At 45.6% G+C, this 16,160-nt stretch carries 13 protein-coding genes; 2 read left to right on the top strand and 11 right to left on the bottom strand.

Features of this window, described 5'->3' with window-relative positions; all coding sequences use genetic code 11:
• Positions 1–62 precede the first annotated feature (62 nt).
• From trxB to deoC, 6 genes are all read right to left on the bottom strand, one after another.
• Positions 63–1,004 (bottom strand): thioredoxin-disulfide reductase, encoded by a 942-nt coding sequence (gene trxB / locus QNH28_RS25905; RefSeq protein WP_283909110.1) that lies wholly within the window; start codon positions 1,002–1,004, stop codon positions 63–65.
• A 156-nt stretch (positions 1,005–1,160) separates the two neighbouring features.
• The gene (locus QNH28_RS25910; RefSeq protein WP_283909111.1) at positions 1,161–3,125 is read right to left on the bottom strand and encodes a heavy metal translocating P-type ATPase; all 1,965 of its coding nucleotides are present in this window, start codon (positions 3,123–3,125) and stop codon (positions 1,161–1,163) included.
• A 345-nt stretch (positions 3,126–3,470) separates the two neighbouring features.
• Entirely contained in the window at positions 3,471–4,610 is a 1,140-nt protein-coding gene (gene aroB / locus QNH28_RS25915) for a 3-dehydroquinate synthase (RefSeq protein ID WP_283909112.1), read from the bottom strand.
• Between the two features lie 1,028 nt (positions 4,611–5,638).
• The gene (locus tag QNH28_RS25920) at positions 5,639–6,523 is read right to left on the bottom strand and encodes a hypothetical protein (protein WP_283909113.1); all 885 of its coding nucleotides are present in this window, start codon (positions 6,521–6,523) and stop codon (positions 5,639–5,641) included.
• Between the two features lie 212 nt (positions 6,524–6,735).
• Positions 6,736–8,028 carry a homocysteine synthase gene (locus QNH28_RS25925; protein ID WP_283909114.1) on the bottom strand — a complete coding sequence of 431 codons (1,293 nt, stop codon included), beginning with the start codon at positions 8,026–8,028 and terminating at the stop codon, positions 6,736–6,738.
• 245 nt (positions 8,029–8,273) lie between these two features.
• On the bottom strand, positions 8,274–8,951 hold the full coding sequence (gene deoC / locus QNH28_RS25930) for a deoxyribose-phosphate aldolase (protein ID WP_283909115.1): 678 nt from the start codon (positions 8,949–8,951) through the stop codon (positions 8,274–8,276).
• 324 nt (positions 8,952–9,275) lie between these two features.
• Here deoC and QNH28_RS25935 point away from each other — a divergent pair, with 324 nt between their 5' ends.
• Positions 9,276–9,617, top strand: a complete 342-nt coding sequence (locus QNH28_RS25935; protein ID WP_283909116.1) for a hypothetical protein — start codon at positions 9,276–9,278, stop codon at positions 9,615–9,617.
• A gap of 10 nt (positions 9,618–9,627) precedes the next feature.
• Positions 9,628–10,620, top strand: a complete 993-nt coding sequence (locus QNH28_RS25940) for a ketoacyl-ACP synthase III (RefSeq protein WP_283909117.1) — start codon at positions 9,628–9,630, stop codon at positions 10,618–10,620.
• Positions 10,621–11,038: 418 nt separating this feature from the next.
• On the opposite strand, the gene QNH28_RS25945 is transcribed toward QNH28_RS25940, so the two are convergent.
• The 5 genes from QNH28_RS25945 to QNH28_RS25965 all read right to left on the bottom strand — a co-directional run bounded on the left by QNH28_RS25945 (position 11,039) and on the right by QNH28_RS25965 (position 16,108).
• Positions 11,039–11,872: a prohibitin family protein gene (locus QNH28_RS25945; protein ID WP_256989860.1), complete on the bottom strand. Its 834-nt coding sequence runs from the start codon at positions 11,870–11,872 to the stop codon at positions 11,039–11,041.
• A gap of 105 nt (positions 11,873–11,977) precedes the next feature.
• Entirely contained in the window at positions 11,978–12,751 is a 774-nt protein-coding gene (locus QNH28_RS25950) for a hypothetical protein (RefSeq protein ID WP_283909118.1), read from the bottom strand.
• A gap of 193 nt (positions 12,752–12,944) precedes the next feature.
• A complete protein-coding gene (locus QNH28_RS25955) occupies positions 12,945–13,943 on the bottom strand; it encodes an LLM class flavin-dependent oxidoreductase (protein ID WP_283909119.1) in 999 nt (332 codons plus the stop codon).
• A gap of 21 nt (positions 13,944–13,964) precedes the next feature.
• On the bottom strand, positions 13,965–14,447 hold the full coding sequence (locus tag QNH28_RS25960) for an RrF2 family transcriptional regulator (RefSeq protein WP_283909120.1): 483 nt from the start codon (positions 14,445–14,447) through the stop codon (positions 13,965–13,967).
• Positions 14,448–14,662: 215 nt separating this feature from the next.
• On the bottom strand, positions 14,663–16,108 hold the full coding sequence (locus QNH28_RS25965) for a SulP family inorganic anion transporter (protein WP_481858411.1): 1,446 nt from the start codon (positions 16,106–16,108) through the stop codon (positions 14,663–14,665).
• Positions 16,109–16,160: the final 52 nt, after the last annotated feature.

Genomic DNA, 16,160 nt, shown 5'->3' on the forward strand with positions numbered 1-16,160 from the left:
ACCTCCTATAAAAGATATACAGTGATGATATCTATTGTAGCATTAGGGCTTTTCAAACCAAATTATAGAATGACTGCACTGTGCTCCAAGCTTTCGATATATTTCTCAGCATCCATAGCTGCCATACATCCACTACCTGCCGCAGTAATCGCTTGTCTGTAACGAGTATCCTGCACATCACCACATGCGAATACGCCTGGGATATTGGTTTCGGAAGTGCCTGGGTTCGTCATGATATAGCCATCCGCATTGGTTGTGATCTGTCCACCTAAGAAAGAGGTGTTAGGGTGGTGACCAATCGCAACAAACACGCCGCTTGCTTCGATGATTTCTTCTTCTCCGGTCTCATTGTTAAGCACTTTTAGTCCATTCACGCCTCTGTCGCTCGAAGTCACTTCCAGTGGAGTGCGATTCAGGTTCCAGTCTACTTTAACGTTAGCGCGAACGCGATCCTGCATGATCTTTGAAGCACGCAATTCTCCACGACGGTGCACCAAAGTTACTTTAGAAGCAAAACGAGTCAAGAAGCCAGCTTCCTCAAGTGCTGAATCTCCGCCACCAACAACCACGATCTCTTTATTACGGAAGAAAAATCCATCACAGGTAGCGCAGGTGCTCACACCACGACCCACGTTATCTTGCTCCCCTGGGATACCGAGGTATTTTGCCGTAGCGCCAGTGGAAATGATCAATGTATCTGTGGTAAGAACGCCCATTCCTTCAACATTCAGCTTAAAAGGACGCTCTCCAAGTTCTACACTGTTCACCCAGCCGGTACGGAATTCCGCACCAAAACGTTCAGCTTGTTTACGCATATTATTCATCAAATCAGGGCCCATGATTCCTTCAGGAAATCCAGGGAAATTCTCCACTTCTGTTGTAGTGGTCAATTGTCCACCCGGTTGGGGTCCTTCGATTACTAATGGGTTCAAATTGGCACGAGCCAAATAGATAGCGGCGGTTAATCCTGCCGGTCCAGTACCAACAATTATTGATTTATACATATCTATGTCCTCCTTGAGCTAAACGGCAATGACGTCGCTTCTTATTTAAAATAATTATAATGTAGTGTTAATTATGATAACTGAAAGCAAATATGTCAATATGCCAGACTCCCAAGTTCCGAAACTATTTTGTGAACAATTTAATTTTGAAAAATACTATCTCAATAATCTCAGTCCATTTAGAATCACTAATATCGTACTGCCTTCATGACCAATCACGCCAAAAGGAAGTGCGATCCCTTGCACAAAGTTGCTGATCATAAGCACCGCAATCACAGTCACAGCAAAAATCATATTTTGCTTCACAATACGCTGCGAACGACGCGCCAATGATATCGTTGAAGCAATCTCTTCTATATTATCATTCATAAGCACTACATCGGCTATTTCGAGTGCTGCGCCGCTCCCTTTCATGCCCATTCCCATGCCTACAGTTGCAGTCGCCAAAGCAGGTGCATCATTCACACCATCACCCACCATAACAACGTGACCATACTTTTCACGTAGTGCCTTGATATGCTTCACTTTATCCTCCGGTAAAAGATCAGCAAATACCATATCTACTCCAGTTGTACTTGAAATAACCTGAGCTGTAGCTTCACGGTCACCGGTAAGCATTGCCACTTTAATCCCAAGCTCCTGCAGCTTCCGCACTGCGGCTTCTGCTTGTGGACGAACCGTATCCTGTAAAGCAATCATTCCGGCAATTTGCTCACCATCCAGAATGATGGAGACGGTCTTCCCTTCTTCAGCCAACTGCTGCCGCTTAAGTTTCCAATGCTCCAGTTCAGAATTCATAGCAGATGGAGTCAGCTCATCGAGCAAATTAGATTTCCCGATTCTCCAGAGATGTCCGGCTATTTGACCTTCAATTCCCCAGCCTGTGATTGTTTTACTGTCTTCCACTCCCCGTAGCTCCAGACCTTCCTCTTCCGCTTTACGCACAATCGCTTCCGCCAGTGGATGACGGGACATATGCTCTATGGATGCGCTAACCGTTAGCAACTCTTGACGACTGTAGCCTTCACCTGCAATAAAATCAGTTACTTGTGGAGTTCCCTCTGTAAGCGTCCCTGTCTTATCGAACGCCACGACTGTTGTGCGTGCCATATTTTCCAGATGGACCCCGCCTTTAAAAAGAACCCCTTTTCGCGCACTTTTGGAGATGGCCGACAGCATCGCTGGCATAATGGAGGAAACCAAAGCGCAAGGTGAAGCTACTACTAGAAAAACCATCGCTTTATAGAAGGTTGCGCTCCAGCTCCAGTCCAGCAAAAACGGTGGAAGGATAATCAATGCCACCGTCGAGGCTACGACAACCCGTGCATAGATGGCTTCAAGTCTTTTAATAAAACGCTGCGAGTTAGGAACTTCCGTTTCTGCCTCTTCTACCATTTTGATGATTTTGGCAAAAAGGGTGTTCTCAGCTGCTTTCGTTACCTCAATATAAAGGGGTCCTTCTCCATTCACAGTGCCTGCAAAAACTTCGCTACCGGCACATTTCTCTACAGGAACCGATTCTCCCGTAATAGAAGCCTGATCTACGGCCGATTCCCCCCGATATACCTTGCCGTCTGCCGGAATCAAATCTCCCGGACGCACAAGCAGCAGATCTCCGATCACCAGCTGGTCAATATTTACCTCATTCATGCTTCCTTGTTCAATGCGCATAGCCGTAGCCGGTTTGAGCGCCATCAGCGAGGAAATGTCCTTTTTACTACGTTCCATCGTATAACTCTCTAAGGCTCCACTGAGTGCAAAAATGAAAATAAGCATGGCGCCTTCATTCCAGTACCCAATGGAAGCTGCACCTAGTGCGGCTGCAATCATTAATAGGTTCACATCGAGATCTCGTTCTTTGATGAGCGTTTCTACACCTTCCTTTGCCTTGTTCCAGCCACCAATCGTATAAGAAATGACATAGAGCACTACGGAAAGAATTTCTGACCATCCACCAACAGACCAAGCAAAAAGCATAAGCAGCCCGCTGCCCAGAGCAGCCTGCATTTCGGAATTGCTAAGCATGGCACGCGGATCGAATCGACGCTTTGGAGCGCCTGGCTTCTTCATGCTGCCAGAGATAGATGACTGCTTGGGTAAATGTTTTGATGTTGCTTGCATAATAATCGCCGTCCTTTAAAGTTTTTGTGGAGCTTTACTTCATTGACTCTACTTCGCAACAAAACTTGCTTCGGAAGCATACGCTTTGTTTTGTGGATTTTTACTTCTGCCAAGTGAGAATGAGAGCCATTATTAAGACCCCTAAAATGACACATGCTGCCCCGGCTTAGCCGGGACAGCATGATTGATAACTATAGGTAGTGAGAATGATAATCGTTGTTGCAATAGTACAACTATATTTCCTTAGTGCAACTTATATTTTAATCATACCACTATGAATGAAAAAGTAAAGCCTATCTATTCGGTTAACCGCCATAAATTTCTGAATATGAGTTAGTTGCCTGCTTAGTGGCGAATTTTATCTAAAAGTTCTATTAGGACATGCTCCTCAACTGGAGTTGAATAAGAACCATCTTCAAAACGTTTCATCGAGCCGATTCCTTCTTGGAATACAAATCGTATCCGCCCTTTACGTACTTTTTTATCTGTGTACATCTTATCGATTAGCATTCTGTCTGTAATGGTTGCTGGGATTTCAGTTGGCAGACCCGCCTTCTGTAGCAATGCAATTACACGCTGGACTTGGTCCGAAGTTACATACCCCAAGCGCTCTGCTAACTGCACCTGAATCGAAAGTCCAATCGCTATGGCCTCGCCATGTAACAATTCATAACCACTTAAAGCCTCCAACGCTCGTCCTGCGGTATGCCCCAGATTTAGAACCTGACGCAGGTTACTCTCTAGCTCGTCCTTCTCTACTACATCATATTTGATCTCACAATTATGAAGTGCAATCTGTTCGCAAACCTCTCGATCTAATACCAATTCACCTTCCGCGGTGACTACTTTGTCCATATTTCGCTCTAAAAACTCGAAAAATCCCGCATCGGCGATACAGGCATGTTTGATCGTTTCAGCCAAGCCACTACGGAACTCACGAACCGGAAGTGTTCTCCAAGTGACTAAGTCGATATATACCTTTTTAGGTTGATGAAATACACCGATTAGATTGGTAGCGACCGGTGTATTTACGCCTGTTTTTCCGCCAATGGATGCATCTGCTGCCGCTAATAGGGTAGTTGCATAGTTCAAACTCGGCACTCCCCGGCCAAATGTCCCTGCCAGAAAACCTGCCAAATCTGTTACCGCCCCGCCTCCAATCGCAATAATACAGCTATCTCGGCCATAAGAACGACTTAATAGCTGATCCTCCAACTGCGCCTTCGTTTCACGGGTTTTGGAAATTTCTCCGGCTGGGAAAGAAAACAGCTCTGCACGAAAACCGTTCTGAATCAACTGTTCCAGCAAGGCTTGTCCATATAGCGCTTCAACTTTGGAATCCGTAATAATCGCGAATTTGCTAACATTCTCTACGATTCCTCGTTTTAAGTCCTCTATTAATGAGTTAAATAATCTTTCACCGATCTCAATGTCGTAAGAATGATCAACAACCTTCTTCAGGGCAACTCTAAAATTTGCGGACATGTATAGCGCCTCTTTTCAGTAGGATGCTAATAGATTCGAGCTGCCAATTCGATTATCCTTTTTATGTAAAATGAATGAGGGTCTGAAAGCAAATCGACTGGGGCAAGACGATTTGACCCTGACGACAGTCGCCATCATGAATGAAAGTTCAGGTCACGGGACGACCTTACTCGATCTACATTTAGTTTCATTTGAATAGATAAAATCTACGTGGACGTAGTAGCTATCGGATACAAGTATATTGTTGATGAAGCAGGAAGTTTGCTGACTAATTCACTATCGGGGATATGTACACTGTTGGAGTAGGATGCATCCAATCTGCGTCACTATCGGGGATATGTACACTGAGCTTGCGGACTGCGTCACTATCGGGTACAAGTACACTGTTGGAGTAGGAAGCATGCGGACTGAGCGGACCTTAAACGTAGCTTTTTCTCAAATTTGGATTGCTAACGGACCCCATTGCAGCTATTGGTCTGAAAAACACCAAATATGAGCCTCTTTCTATCGAATAATGTCTCTGGAGTCCGAAACTGTGCTCAAAAAGCATAAAATATGCAAATAGGGTCATCTGAGTCCGTGAGCCTCAGCTGAAGCGAATGATGTCACACTGTTGATGAAGACAGGTAATCAAAACGATCATAACGAGGAGCATTGATTCTCTAATAACTAGTACAGTGATCATTCAATAACGAAGAGTATTGACCTTCTAATAATAAGAGCAGTGATTCTCCGTAATAAGAGAATCACTGCTCTTTTTTTATCGATTCTAAATGAAACGAATCGGCTTATTTAGAAGAGAAAGCGGCTTTATATGACAGCCGCTTCGCTGTTGTCCTACTGCCTTCCACCGGCGGCAGTATCCAATGTTTCCTGCTGCCTGGCGATCCAGATCAGGCAGGCTGCTCTAAGCAGCGCTTCGGTCCGCTGACCGGCGCTGCAAAAGATCCCGCTGAGGCCGATCTGATACAGATCGGCCAAAGCCGACGCCGCCGGAGTCCCCGCGGCGAGAACTACCGCCGCCGGCTTCACGCTCCGCACGGCGGCAAGGATCTCCCCGCCGCCAGGGCGAAGCCCTCTGCGGCGGCCTCTTCCGGCGCGAGCTCGCTCGCCGCGCCGTCGAGCACTAGGAAATCGGCGATGCGCGCGATTTCCGCGGCGGCGGAGGGCTCCACATCGGGCGCGATCAGCGCCCCGATGCGGCACGCCGCCGCATAAGCGTGGCCGAGTGTCTGATCGGCCACGACCTCGATGAATTCGCGCTTCGCCGCGAATTCGGCTCCGCTTGCGGTGTAGGCGGCCAGCAGGTCAAGGCGGCAATCGCCGCCTTGACGCTGGCTCTCCGCCAACGCAGTAAAAAGCGCTTCGAGCTGCGCGTCCTGAAGCGCGGCGAGCTTTGCGGGCTGCGCCGCAAGCTCCTCTGGATGCAGCAAGGTGACTGCTGCCCATTCACCATCCGGTGATTCCAGCAGCGCTGTGGTAGCTGCCTGCAATCGATAATAGATCCGCTGCAGCATTCGATTAGTCTGCAGCTCATCTTCACTGGATAACCAGTTCTCATAAAGACAGAACAACTCAGGTTCGAGCAGCCATTCCTCACTTCGTATCAGACAAGGACCAGCTTGGACGGATCTTGTTCCTTCCCTTGTAGTAGGGCGCTCATCACGTTCTTCTCGTCCTTCACGCAGCACTAAGAAGGCCGACTGTTCCCCAGGCCGCTTAAAATAAGAACGGTTCAAAGGTTCTACAACATCCTTCTGCTCTACTCCGGTGATAAATTCTGCGGCAGCGGAAGCAACGGATCCGGCTTGGCTCATTTCCATCCCTAGAGCCCGATCACCGGCCTTATACATGAACTTGAACGGGCGCTCTTCACTACTCCGAAAACCATCCTGCTGACGTTCACCCTTCATCTTCGCACCCACCCTTTATCTTTGGATTGCTGCCGGTACGCCAAGTTAATATACATGATGTCACCGACATCTTATTACCACACTTATAAATACGGGAACCTCCCATGAAATATGCAAGCGTTGCCAAATCATGTGAATAATTTATCCTTATTCAATCACAAAAAAAAGGCATCGCCGCATAGCAGCAGATGCCTTCCTTGAACTTCATTGTTCTATTGTTGACTGGCGGCAATGGCCTGTTCCAGATCATAAATAATATCATCAATGGATTCCGTACCAATCGATAAACGTAGCAATTCCGGAGTTACACCGGCTGTGGTTTGCTCTTCATCCGACAGCTGCGCATGTGTTGTGCTTGCAGGGTGGATTATCAATGACTTGGAATCACCGACATTCGCCAAATGTGAGAACAGCTTCACATTTTCAATCAGCTTGCGTCCCGCTGCACTTCCACCTTTAATACCGAAGGTAAGGATCGCTCCTTGGCCTTTAGGTAAATACTTTTGTGCTAATTCATGAGATGGATGAGTAGGAAGTCCGGAATAGCTTACCCACTCTACGTCTGCGTGTGCCTCCAAATATTGCGCAACCTTCAGCGCATTCTGGCTGTGACGTTCCATCCGCAAATGAAGTGTTTCGAGCCCTTGCAACAGCATCCAAGAGTTAAATGGTGAAATAGAAGCACCTAGGTCACGAAGCAATTGAACGCGGGCTTTGATAATATAAGCAATCGGTCCCACAGCTTCCGTATAAACAACGCCATGATAACTTGGGTCAGGCTCTGTAAGTCCTGGGAACTTACCGCTTGCCTTCCAGTCGAACTTACCACCGTCCACAATAATTCCACCGATAGATGTACCGTGTCCACCAATGAATTTGGTTGCCGAATGGACAACGATGTCAGCTCCATGTTCAATCGGACGCAGTAAAAATGGACTTGGGAACGTATTATCCACAATGAGAGGAATTCCGTGTTCATGCGCGATCGCTGCTACGGCTTCAATATCTAGCACATTCCCCTGTGGGTTACCAATGGTCTCTGCATACAAAGCTTTAGTTTTATCATTAATCGCAGCACGGAAATTCTCTGGATTATCCGAATCCACAAAATGCACCTTAATACCAAGCTTAGGCAGCGTTGTAGAGAAAAGATTATAAGTTCCACCGTACAGGCTGGCCGCAGATACAATTTCATCCCCAGCGCCCGCAATATTTAGAATGGAAAAAGAAATAGCCGCTGCCCCGGAAGCTGTAGCAAGTGCACCTGCTCCACCTTCTAGTGCTGCCAGACGCTGTTCAAATACATCTGTAGTCGGATTCATCAGCCGAGTGTAAATATTACCGAATTCCTTGAGCGCAAACAGATCCGCTGCATGATCCGCATCACGGAATCCATAAGACGTGGTCTGATAAAGCGGTACAGCACGTGCGAAAGTAGTTGGATCAATTTCCTGGCCTGCATGAACAGTCAAAGTTTCAAATGACAGCTTACGGTCTTCTGACATAGGTATTTCCTCCCTTTATAAATAAGAATAGAAATCTTTAACAAATAATTATTTTACCCATTCTCTCATAAATGACATCATTTGAAAAGAAAAAAAATCTTATTATTCCGGTGCGAATTATTATATTTTGATTTATTAGTAGGAAATCATATCCGACAAAAATCAGATAACGCTTTCAATAACAGAATAGCGGCGGATAAAGCTTGTCCACCTCATCTCACCGCTAACGATTTACTTATCTTCTATTAGTAATTGCTTTGGCTTGTTTCTCCCTTAGCAATCGCAACACCGCCGCTAGTACCAATACGACTTGCACCTGCTTGTACCATTACATGTGCGTCTTCCGCACTACGTACACCACCGGAAGCTTTCACACCCACATTCGGTCCAACCGTTGCACGCATGAGCGCGATATCTTCCTTCGTTGCTCCACCTGTAGAGAAGCCTGTGGATGTTTTTACGAAGTCTGCTCCAGCTTCAACAGAAAGCTTGCAGGCACGGACTTTTTCTTCTTCCGTTAATAAACAGGTTTCGATAATGACCTTAGTCAGTGCTTTACCGCGAGCTGCGTCTACAACTGCTGCAATATCACGTTTAACCAGTTCATCGTTACCATCTTTCAGCGCTCCGATGTTGATGACCATATCCACCTCACCCGCGCCATTAGCAATAGCATTGGTAGTCTCAAATGCTTTGGTCTCTGTTGTCGAGGATCCAAGCGGGAAACCGATAACTGTGCAGACTTTAACCTCAGGCGTATCCTTCAACACTTCATGGGCAGTAGCTACCCAAGCAGGGTTTACGCAGACCGAAGCAAACTTATAGGCTTTTGCTTCTTCTGCCAATTTAACGATATCTTCTTTCCGTGCATCTGCTTTAAGCAGTGTATGATCAATAATCCGCGATAGTGTAATTTCGCTCATTTTTGTCATTCCTCCATGATTTGGATAGTGAGTTTTTTTCATCTCTGTAATCATACCAATAGAACTCTGCTTTGCAAAGTCGACTGGGCGATCAGACCCCACCCTAACCTAGGTTAACTAATATAAATACACTTAGAGCAGGTCTTTATTTACTAAATTATCTTTTCAAGTTAATTTTATACCTACTTGTATTTTTTAAAATATAAAGGATGATCCCCCTAAACTTTCCCATTAAAAAATACGATAATATCTATATAAATGGGTTTTTTAGCCTATTTATTTAATTTTTTTCTTTTATCAAATTTAGGAGGAGATCGATTTAAAATGGGAAACTTTAATTTCACCTCAAACGCTGCAGCCAAAAAACTGAATGTACAAGTGGAAGGTTCTATGTCACGTGAGGACGCCGGGCGCTTCATTCAGGAGTACAACCAGATCGTAAGTACATTTGACCCAGCACAATATGAGATCATTTTAGATTGCAAGACATTAAACGTATCCTCGCCGGACACTCTTCCTATGCTTGAGCAATGCTACATACTGTATAAAGAATCAGGATTTAAAAAAGTAACCTTCATTATTGCCAAAAGCCCTGTCCTAAAAATGCAGCTAAGCCGAGTAGCCCGGGCAACGAAATTAGAAAATTACGAAATTATTGAAGCATAGGAGGTTTCATTTGGGACATATAACCATCCGCCAAGCAGCTTATTACCATCCGGAGCATGTCGTATCTAATGATTATTATCTGGAGCATTTCCAGAGTATGGGCAAGGACATCAAGCGATTCCTAGAAGTCATGGGTCGTGACCGGAGGTACATCGTAAAAGAACAGGGTGAAAATGCCCTAACGATGGGACTTAAGGCCGCCCAAAAAGCGCTACAAGAAGCCAATTTACAAGGTGAAGATATGGATATGATCATGTTCGCTTCACAGACACCGGAATATACCTATCCTACCAACGCACTCCTGCTGCACCGTATGCTTCAAGGTAAACATCGGACCATTACGCAAGATTCCAATGCCAATTGTGCAGGAATGGTGTCTGCCGTGGAGCAGACAAGTCGTTATATGCAGGCTAATCCTAGCATCCGGTACGCGCTCGTCGTGGGAAGCGACTATAGCTCGGTGAACTGCAATACAGATGATGAAATTACTTACCCTAACTTTGGGGACGCCGCAGCAGCAGTGATTCTGGAGCGCAGCAACGAGCATGCAGGATTTATAGATTCCCTTTATTACACCGACTCTGAGGGCTCAGAGAACATTATGTTCCCTGCTTGCGGTCTATCAAATATTTATCACGAAGACATTACACCGGAGCAAATTCGGATACGCTGGACACCCTTTGACGGTACAGTTTGTGTAAATGCGGCGGTTGCAGACATGAAAGAGCTTCTCTCAAGAAACGGCCTGACTACAGATGATATATCTGCCTTCTGCCTTTCACAATTTTCTCTCAAAAATATCCAACTCATCCAAGAGGGTCTTGGACTTACCGATGAAAAATTCATCTATGTAGGTGACGAGTTCGGGTATACAGCTACAAGCAGTCCTTTTATTGCCTTCCAACGTGGCGTCGAAGACGGACGAATCAAACGTGGCGATTATGTCTTCTTCTGGTCGGTTGGCGCGGGTTGGCAAATTCCTACAATGCTTTATCAATATTAATAGCATAACAAGCCCTACTTCTATAGAAGTAGGGCTTTCCCATCAGAGGAACAGATCCTAATAAACTACGGACTGTCCGTATTGCCAAACCCGGAATTACATAAGGTTAAATAGGGAGCATTTTTGCGTACGATCCACAATCGGACACAGCTGATCTTATTAGGCGGCATAATCCCACATTTGGGAAACTATCGGACTCCATAGTCGCTATTGGCATAAAAAACACCAAATCCGAACCTCTACCTAAGGTATAGCGCCACTGGAGTCCGAAACCCTGCTCCAAATCCTAAAAACTTACAAATAATGTATCCTGAGTCCGTAAGCGTCAAGGGATGACAAACACTCTGTTGAAGCAGACAGCTGCGAACTCAAACACAGAACAGCAATTTGTAAAATAAATCAGAAATCCAACAATGAATTATTTAGTCAGGGATTGAATATCCACAAATGGAGTGGCTCCTCCTGTTACTGACGGAAGCACGCCATTCCATTTTTCTAACGCCTTCTCTTGGACCTCTATTTGCTTCAGCTGCACCAGCTCAGGTGTAACCTCCTGCTTCTTAAGTCTTAAAGATTCGGCTTCGGCTTGAGCTTGTGCGATCTTTTGCTTCGCTTCGATTTCAATCCGACGAAGATCGTTCTCCGCCTTTAGCGCCTGCTGCTGAGCGACCTGCTTCGCTTCAATCGACTGATTGAACGCCTCCGAGAATTTAAAGTTAACGATGTTAATATCGTTGACGATAAGGTCATATTTTGCCAGCCTAGCAGTTAAATGCTCACTAATCTCACTCGATACTACATCACGACGTGTAATCAAATCTTCTGCTGGATATTTGGCTGTCACTTCTTTAACGATTTCTTGAATAGCCGGGTTGATAATTACATTATCGAAATTACCTCCGATATTGTTCATCAGATTAAAGGCGGAAGCCTTATTTACGGAATAGTTCACCGCCACATGTGTGGATACGGGCTGAAGATCCTTTGAAGAGGCTGAAGTATCGGTCTCCGCTTTCGTTACCTGCGTATTGACTTGAATCACCGTCTGAATAAACGGAACTTTAAAATGAATGCCGGGTGACAACGTATTGTCATTTAATTTGCCAAAGGTTTTGTACAAACCTACATGCCCATATTCTACAGATACAAAAGAGTTCGCGCCGATCAACAATACAATGAGCACTGCTGCAACACCGCTAACTATTTTTCCCGGACGCAGCTGTTTCAATTTCGGATTCATTTGCATATTCATCCAATACCCCTCCTAGATTATGGATAATCATTTAAGCTTAACCCTCTATACGGAGGTTGGGGGTAACTGGTCGCAGGAAATATTTCAGCAGCAGTGGTCATGGCGTTACCGCTCTGGGATCAGTCCTTCTTGGGTTAACCGAAATCTTTTGCTCTGCTTGTCCCCGATATTAGAAGCTTCATATATCCCTTCATCTGTTAGCACCACGGAGTCCGCCTTTAAAGCATCATTAACGTAAGTTATCTCAGCGTGATCAACATTCCAGCGGTAAATGTAGGCACTCATCGGATTTCCATGTGCGGATACACCCTCAATAGATCCATCCTGATTAACATCCAGCTCTCTGGAATGTCCGGTATCGATCTGCAGCAATCCCGCGGAATTCCCCCTCTCGTTGATTAAGTAATAATTGCTTAGCGAGTTGTTTGCTCCTAGTCCTCCGGTGATTTTCAGCACCTTTTCTCTAAACAGTCCCACTACTTCTACCTTGATATCCTCCGGTTGACGATAATTATAAGTTCCTATCGCCCCTAGACTGTATTGTCCTTGGGAAGTAGAAATTCTGGCATACACATAGTCTTCGTCACTAGCCCTCGTATACACACTCACCTTGACTCCTCCGAAATCATCTAGTCTTTTCTCAGTTATCAAAGTAGCGCCCAAGGGGCTAATATTCAATTTAGTTACTTTGGGGATTGTATCCACCAGCTTCCACTCCAGTTTAATGGGGCCAGCAACGGTGTCTGTTGGACTCGGTGTTGTTGTGTGGCCGTTGGCCACCGGTTGAACCGGGGATGGATCGAATTGTTGTTGGCAACCCACCAGCAGATTAATTAGAAGCACAGCTGTCAGCGTAACGGATTTATGTAAAGGAAACATCTCTTGATCACTTCCTATCCTCTTTTTAAAATTTAATCTTTCATTAATCATAGAGGAAGTTAGCATTATAATTGTTACTTTTCGGAGGCGGGAGGGTTAATTTATTGTCTTTTGAGGGCATGTGTCGATTAAAAAGCTAAATGGGCATACAAAAAACCCGCATTAAATGCGGGTTAAGGTTAGCTATCCAGAATCAAGAACCTAGCAGTTCACGCGCCAGTAGTCGGTAAACCTCTAGCCGTTTCTCCTGCGAATGCGGAATGCTGCAAATCATCGCTTCCTGGAAACCATATTGTGCTTGTTCTTCTTGCAGGCGTACGGCGATGTCTTTAACCGCACCAACCAAATGAATCTTACGCCCTTCCTTGATTGACATCCGGTCAATTTCCGATAACGATATGTTCTGAGCTTCTTCTGGTGTCAGCACCTGTGTAATTCTACCCTTACTCATCATCAAACGGAAAATATCCTGCGGCAAAGCCTCATACTCGGCCTCTTCCTTCGTTTCTGCTGTGGTCACCATATAGGATACACTGATCTCTGGTTTGTCCATAAAGATTGAAGGCTGGTAGTTATTCCGATAATGGTCCAAGATCTCATTACTCATCGCACCATTAAAAAATTGCGCGAAGGAGTATCCGACTCCCATCTGTGCAGCTTTTCGCGCACTGTTGCCGCTGGAGCCTAACAACCATACTTCAGGGAGCGCCACCTTCGTTGGAGCAGCGAGATTTTTGGCATATAGCTCATCTTCTGGAATCTGATCACTAAGCAATTGCATGGTAAGGCCAAGCTTGTCATACATATTATGCAGCATTAACTCACGGCCTTCAGACAGAGCGTACATGGCGCTTGTATCGCCACCAGGAGCTCGTCCCACACCGAAATCAATTCTCCCCGGGGAGAAAGCACTTAACGTTTTAAATACTTCCGCCAGCTTAAGCGGAGAATAATGCATCATCATTACACCGCCGGTGCCGATTCGAATACGGTTGGTCTTAGCGGCTAAACGGGCAGCCGTTACTTCCGGTGCTGAGCTCGCAAACGTATTTCCGCCATGGTGCTCAGCCATCCACATTCTGCTATATCCCAACTCATCTGCTAAAATAGCCAGTTCTTCTGCTTTTTTCAGAGCACCTTCCGCTGTGTTACCACTTGTCACGGGTGCCTGATCCAATACGCTTAATCTCATGCGAATACATCCCTTCTTTGGTTAAATGACCATTTTATTGCTGACCCATTCCTCTAAGGCTGCAATCTTATCTTTAAAGCGTTCACCGCGCATTTCCTCCGACAACGAAGCAATCGTCTCCCGCTTTAATACAGCTTTCCAAGAGGATTCAGCTTCTTCCATCAGATTGGTTAACAGGCAGCAGCTATCTTCTTTTTCCAAATCCAACATGTCTACCAGAATACCATTGGATGAATACAGCGACTGCTGGCCTTCCACCGCAAGGTAAACGTCATATACACGAATATCTTCAGGACTCTTCTTTAATTTAAAGCCACCTTTAATGCCGGGAACAGACGTGATGATGTCTGCGGTTACCAGCTTTCTTAATAGTTTCTGAAAATAGGTCGCCGATGCTCCGAGCTGCTGGCTAATCGCTTCTCCAGACAGCACCGCCTTGTCCGGCAGCATGTTAAGCAGAACCAGTGCATACACTGACTGTTCTACCCCTGTTTTCATATGCATGTACAGCACCTCGATTTACGTAAATAGCTTGATTCAAACTGGAGATTACATCATCCACGCATAAAGCGGATAAACAATATCCACTTTATACTTTATATCAGTTTGCACCGAAAGTAAAATCTTGCTCATCTTCTATTGCAGCTAATATCTGCAAAAAAAAAGATCACGCATATAGCGCAATCTTTTTTCAGGTATCCGTTATTTTCTTGTATGTCCTACTGTAATGATAATCCCACCCGCTGAACCAGCTGTGAGCTCTGTTCATTCAGTCCGGTAATCGTAACTTTTTTACCATGCTCAGCGTATTTGCTCATCGTCTTCGCTATGGCATGAACTGCAGATTGGTCCCACACATGGGAGTGTGAAAAATCGATAATAATATGATCCGGATCGCTATCGTAGGCGAATTCATGAATGAAGTGACTTGTCGTGCCGAAGAACAGCTGGCCGGAAACCGCATATGTTTTGGAAGAGGCAGCTTCCTGAACTGTTAGGCGGATCGAAGCTATTTTCCAAGCAAACGTTAAAGCACTTAGCAGAACCCCAAACAATACTCCAATAGAAAGGTTGTCCGTAGCCACCACGGTGACCACCGTCACAATCATAACCAGCGCATCGCTTAGCGGAACACGGGTTAATGTTTTGAGCGAGCCCCATTCAAAGGTGCTGATACAGACCATTATCATTACGCCGACGAGCGCGCCCATCGGAATCTGCTTCACCACATCACCAAGTACAATAATTAAGAACAATAAAAAAATCCCTGACACAAAGGTGGACAGACGCGTGCGTCCTCCTGACTTCATGTTAACCATTGACTGGCCAATCATCGCACAGCCTGCCATCCCTCCGAAAAAACCAGTGACTACATTCGCCAGCCCCTGTCCCTTCGCCTCTCTGTTCTTATCACTACCTGTGCCTGTAATATCGTCTATTAAGGTGGCTGTCATCAGTGATTCCAATAACCCAACTACGGCCAGCGAGAGTGAATATGGCAAAATAATAAGCAGAGTATCCAGCGTGAACGGGATCTGCGGTAAATGGAATAGTGGCAAAGTTGCTGTAATATTCCCCATATCCCCTACGGTTCTTACGTCCAGATGAAGAGCGATGCTAAGAATAGAAACGATAACAATCCCTACAAGTGCTGAGGGTACGGCTTTGGTAAACCGAGGAACCGTATAGATAATAAGCAATGTCAGAGCTACCAGTCCATACATCACCCAGCCCTGTCCCTTAAAATGAGTAAGCTGCGCCATGAAAATCAGTATCGCCAGCGCGTTGACAAACCCCGTCATGACCGGCTGTGGCAAAAAAGTGATAAATCGGCCCAGCTTTAGCATCCCCATCAATATCTGAAACACCCCAGCCAGTACAGTTGCCGCGAACAGATACTCTACTCCATGTTCTAGTACGAGACTTCCGACTAACAGAGCCATAGCCCCTGTAGCCGCCGAAATCATTCCAGGTCTGCCTCCGGCAAGTGCGGTTACAATCGCAATACAGAAAGAGGCATATAAACCAACCATCGGACTTACTCCCGCCAGGATCGAAAAAGCGATCGCTTCAGGAATCAGCGCAACGGCTACGGTCATCCCCGATAAAATATCGGTTCGAGTGTTAGAAAACCACCCATTATTTAAGGTAAGCTGCTTCAAAATCTAATTTCCTCCTGTGACTATTAAAATGTGTGGACCTTTTTCAGAAAAGACC

Origin of the sequence: Paenibacillus sp. G2S3 (genome assembly GCF_030123105.1) — a bacterium.
GTDB lineage: Bacteria > Bacillota > Bacilli > Paenibacillales > Paenibacillaceae > Paenibacillus_AQ.

What these genes read in the sequence shown, in the direction of transcription:
- trxB (WP_283909110.1), bottom strand. Translation starts at nt 1,004, where the DNA reads ATGTATAAATCAATAATTGTTGGTACTGGACCGGCAGGATTAACCGCC.
- QNH28_RS25910 (WP_283909111.1), bottom strand. Translation starts at nt 3,125, where the DNA reads ATGCAAGCAACATCAAAACATTTACCCAAGCAGTCATCTATCTCTGGC.
- aroB (WP_283909112.1), bottom strand. Translation starts at nt 4,610, where the DNA reads ATGTCCGCAAATTTTAGAGTTGCCCTGAAGAAGGTTGTTGATCATTCT.
- QNH28_RS25920 (WP_283909113.1), bottom strand. Translation starts at nt 6,523, where the DNA reads ATGAAGGGTGAACGTCAGCAGGATGGTTTTCGGAGTAGTGAAGAGCGC.
- QNH28_RS25925 (WP_283909114.1), bottom strand. Translation starts at nt 8,028, where the DNA reads ATGTCAGAAGACCGTAAGCTGTCATTTGAAACTTTGACTGTTCATGCA.
- deoC (WP_283909115.1), bottom strand. Translation starts at nt 8,951, where the DNA reads ATGAGCGAAATTACACTATCGCGGATTATTGATCATACACTGCTTAAA.
- QNH28_RS25935 (WP_283909116.1), top strand. Translation starts at nt 9,276, where the DNA reads ATGGGAAACTTTAATTTCACCTCAAACGCTGCAGCCAAAAAACTGAAT.
- QNH28_RS25945 (WP_256989860.1), bottom strand. Translation starts at nt 11,872, where the DNA reads ATGAATATGCAAATGAATCCGAAATTGAAACAGCTGCGTCCGGGAAAA.
- QNH28_RS25950 (WP_283909118.1), bottom strand. Translation starts at nt 12,751, where the DNA reads ATGTTTCCTTTACATAAATCCGTTACGCTGACAGCTGTGCTTCTAATT.
- QNH28_RS25955 (WP_283909119.1), bottom strand. Translation starts at nt 13,943, where the DNA reads ATGAGATTAAGCGTATTGGATCAGGCACCCGTGACAAGTGGTAACACA.
- QNH28_RS25960 (WP_283909120.1), bottom strand. Translation starts at nt 14,447, where the DNA reads ATGCATATGAAAACAGGGGTAGAACAGTCAGTGTATGCACTGGTTCTG.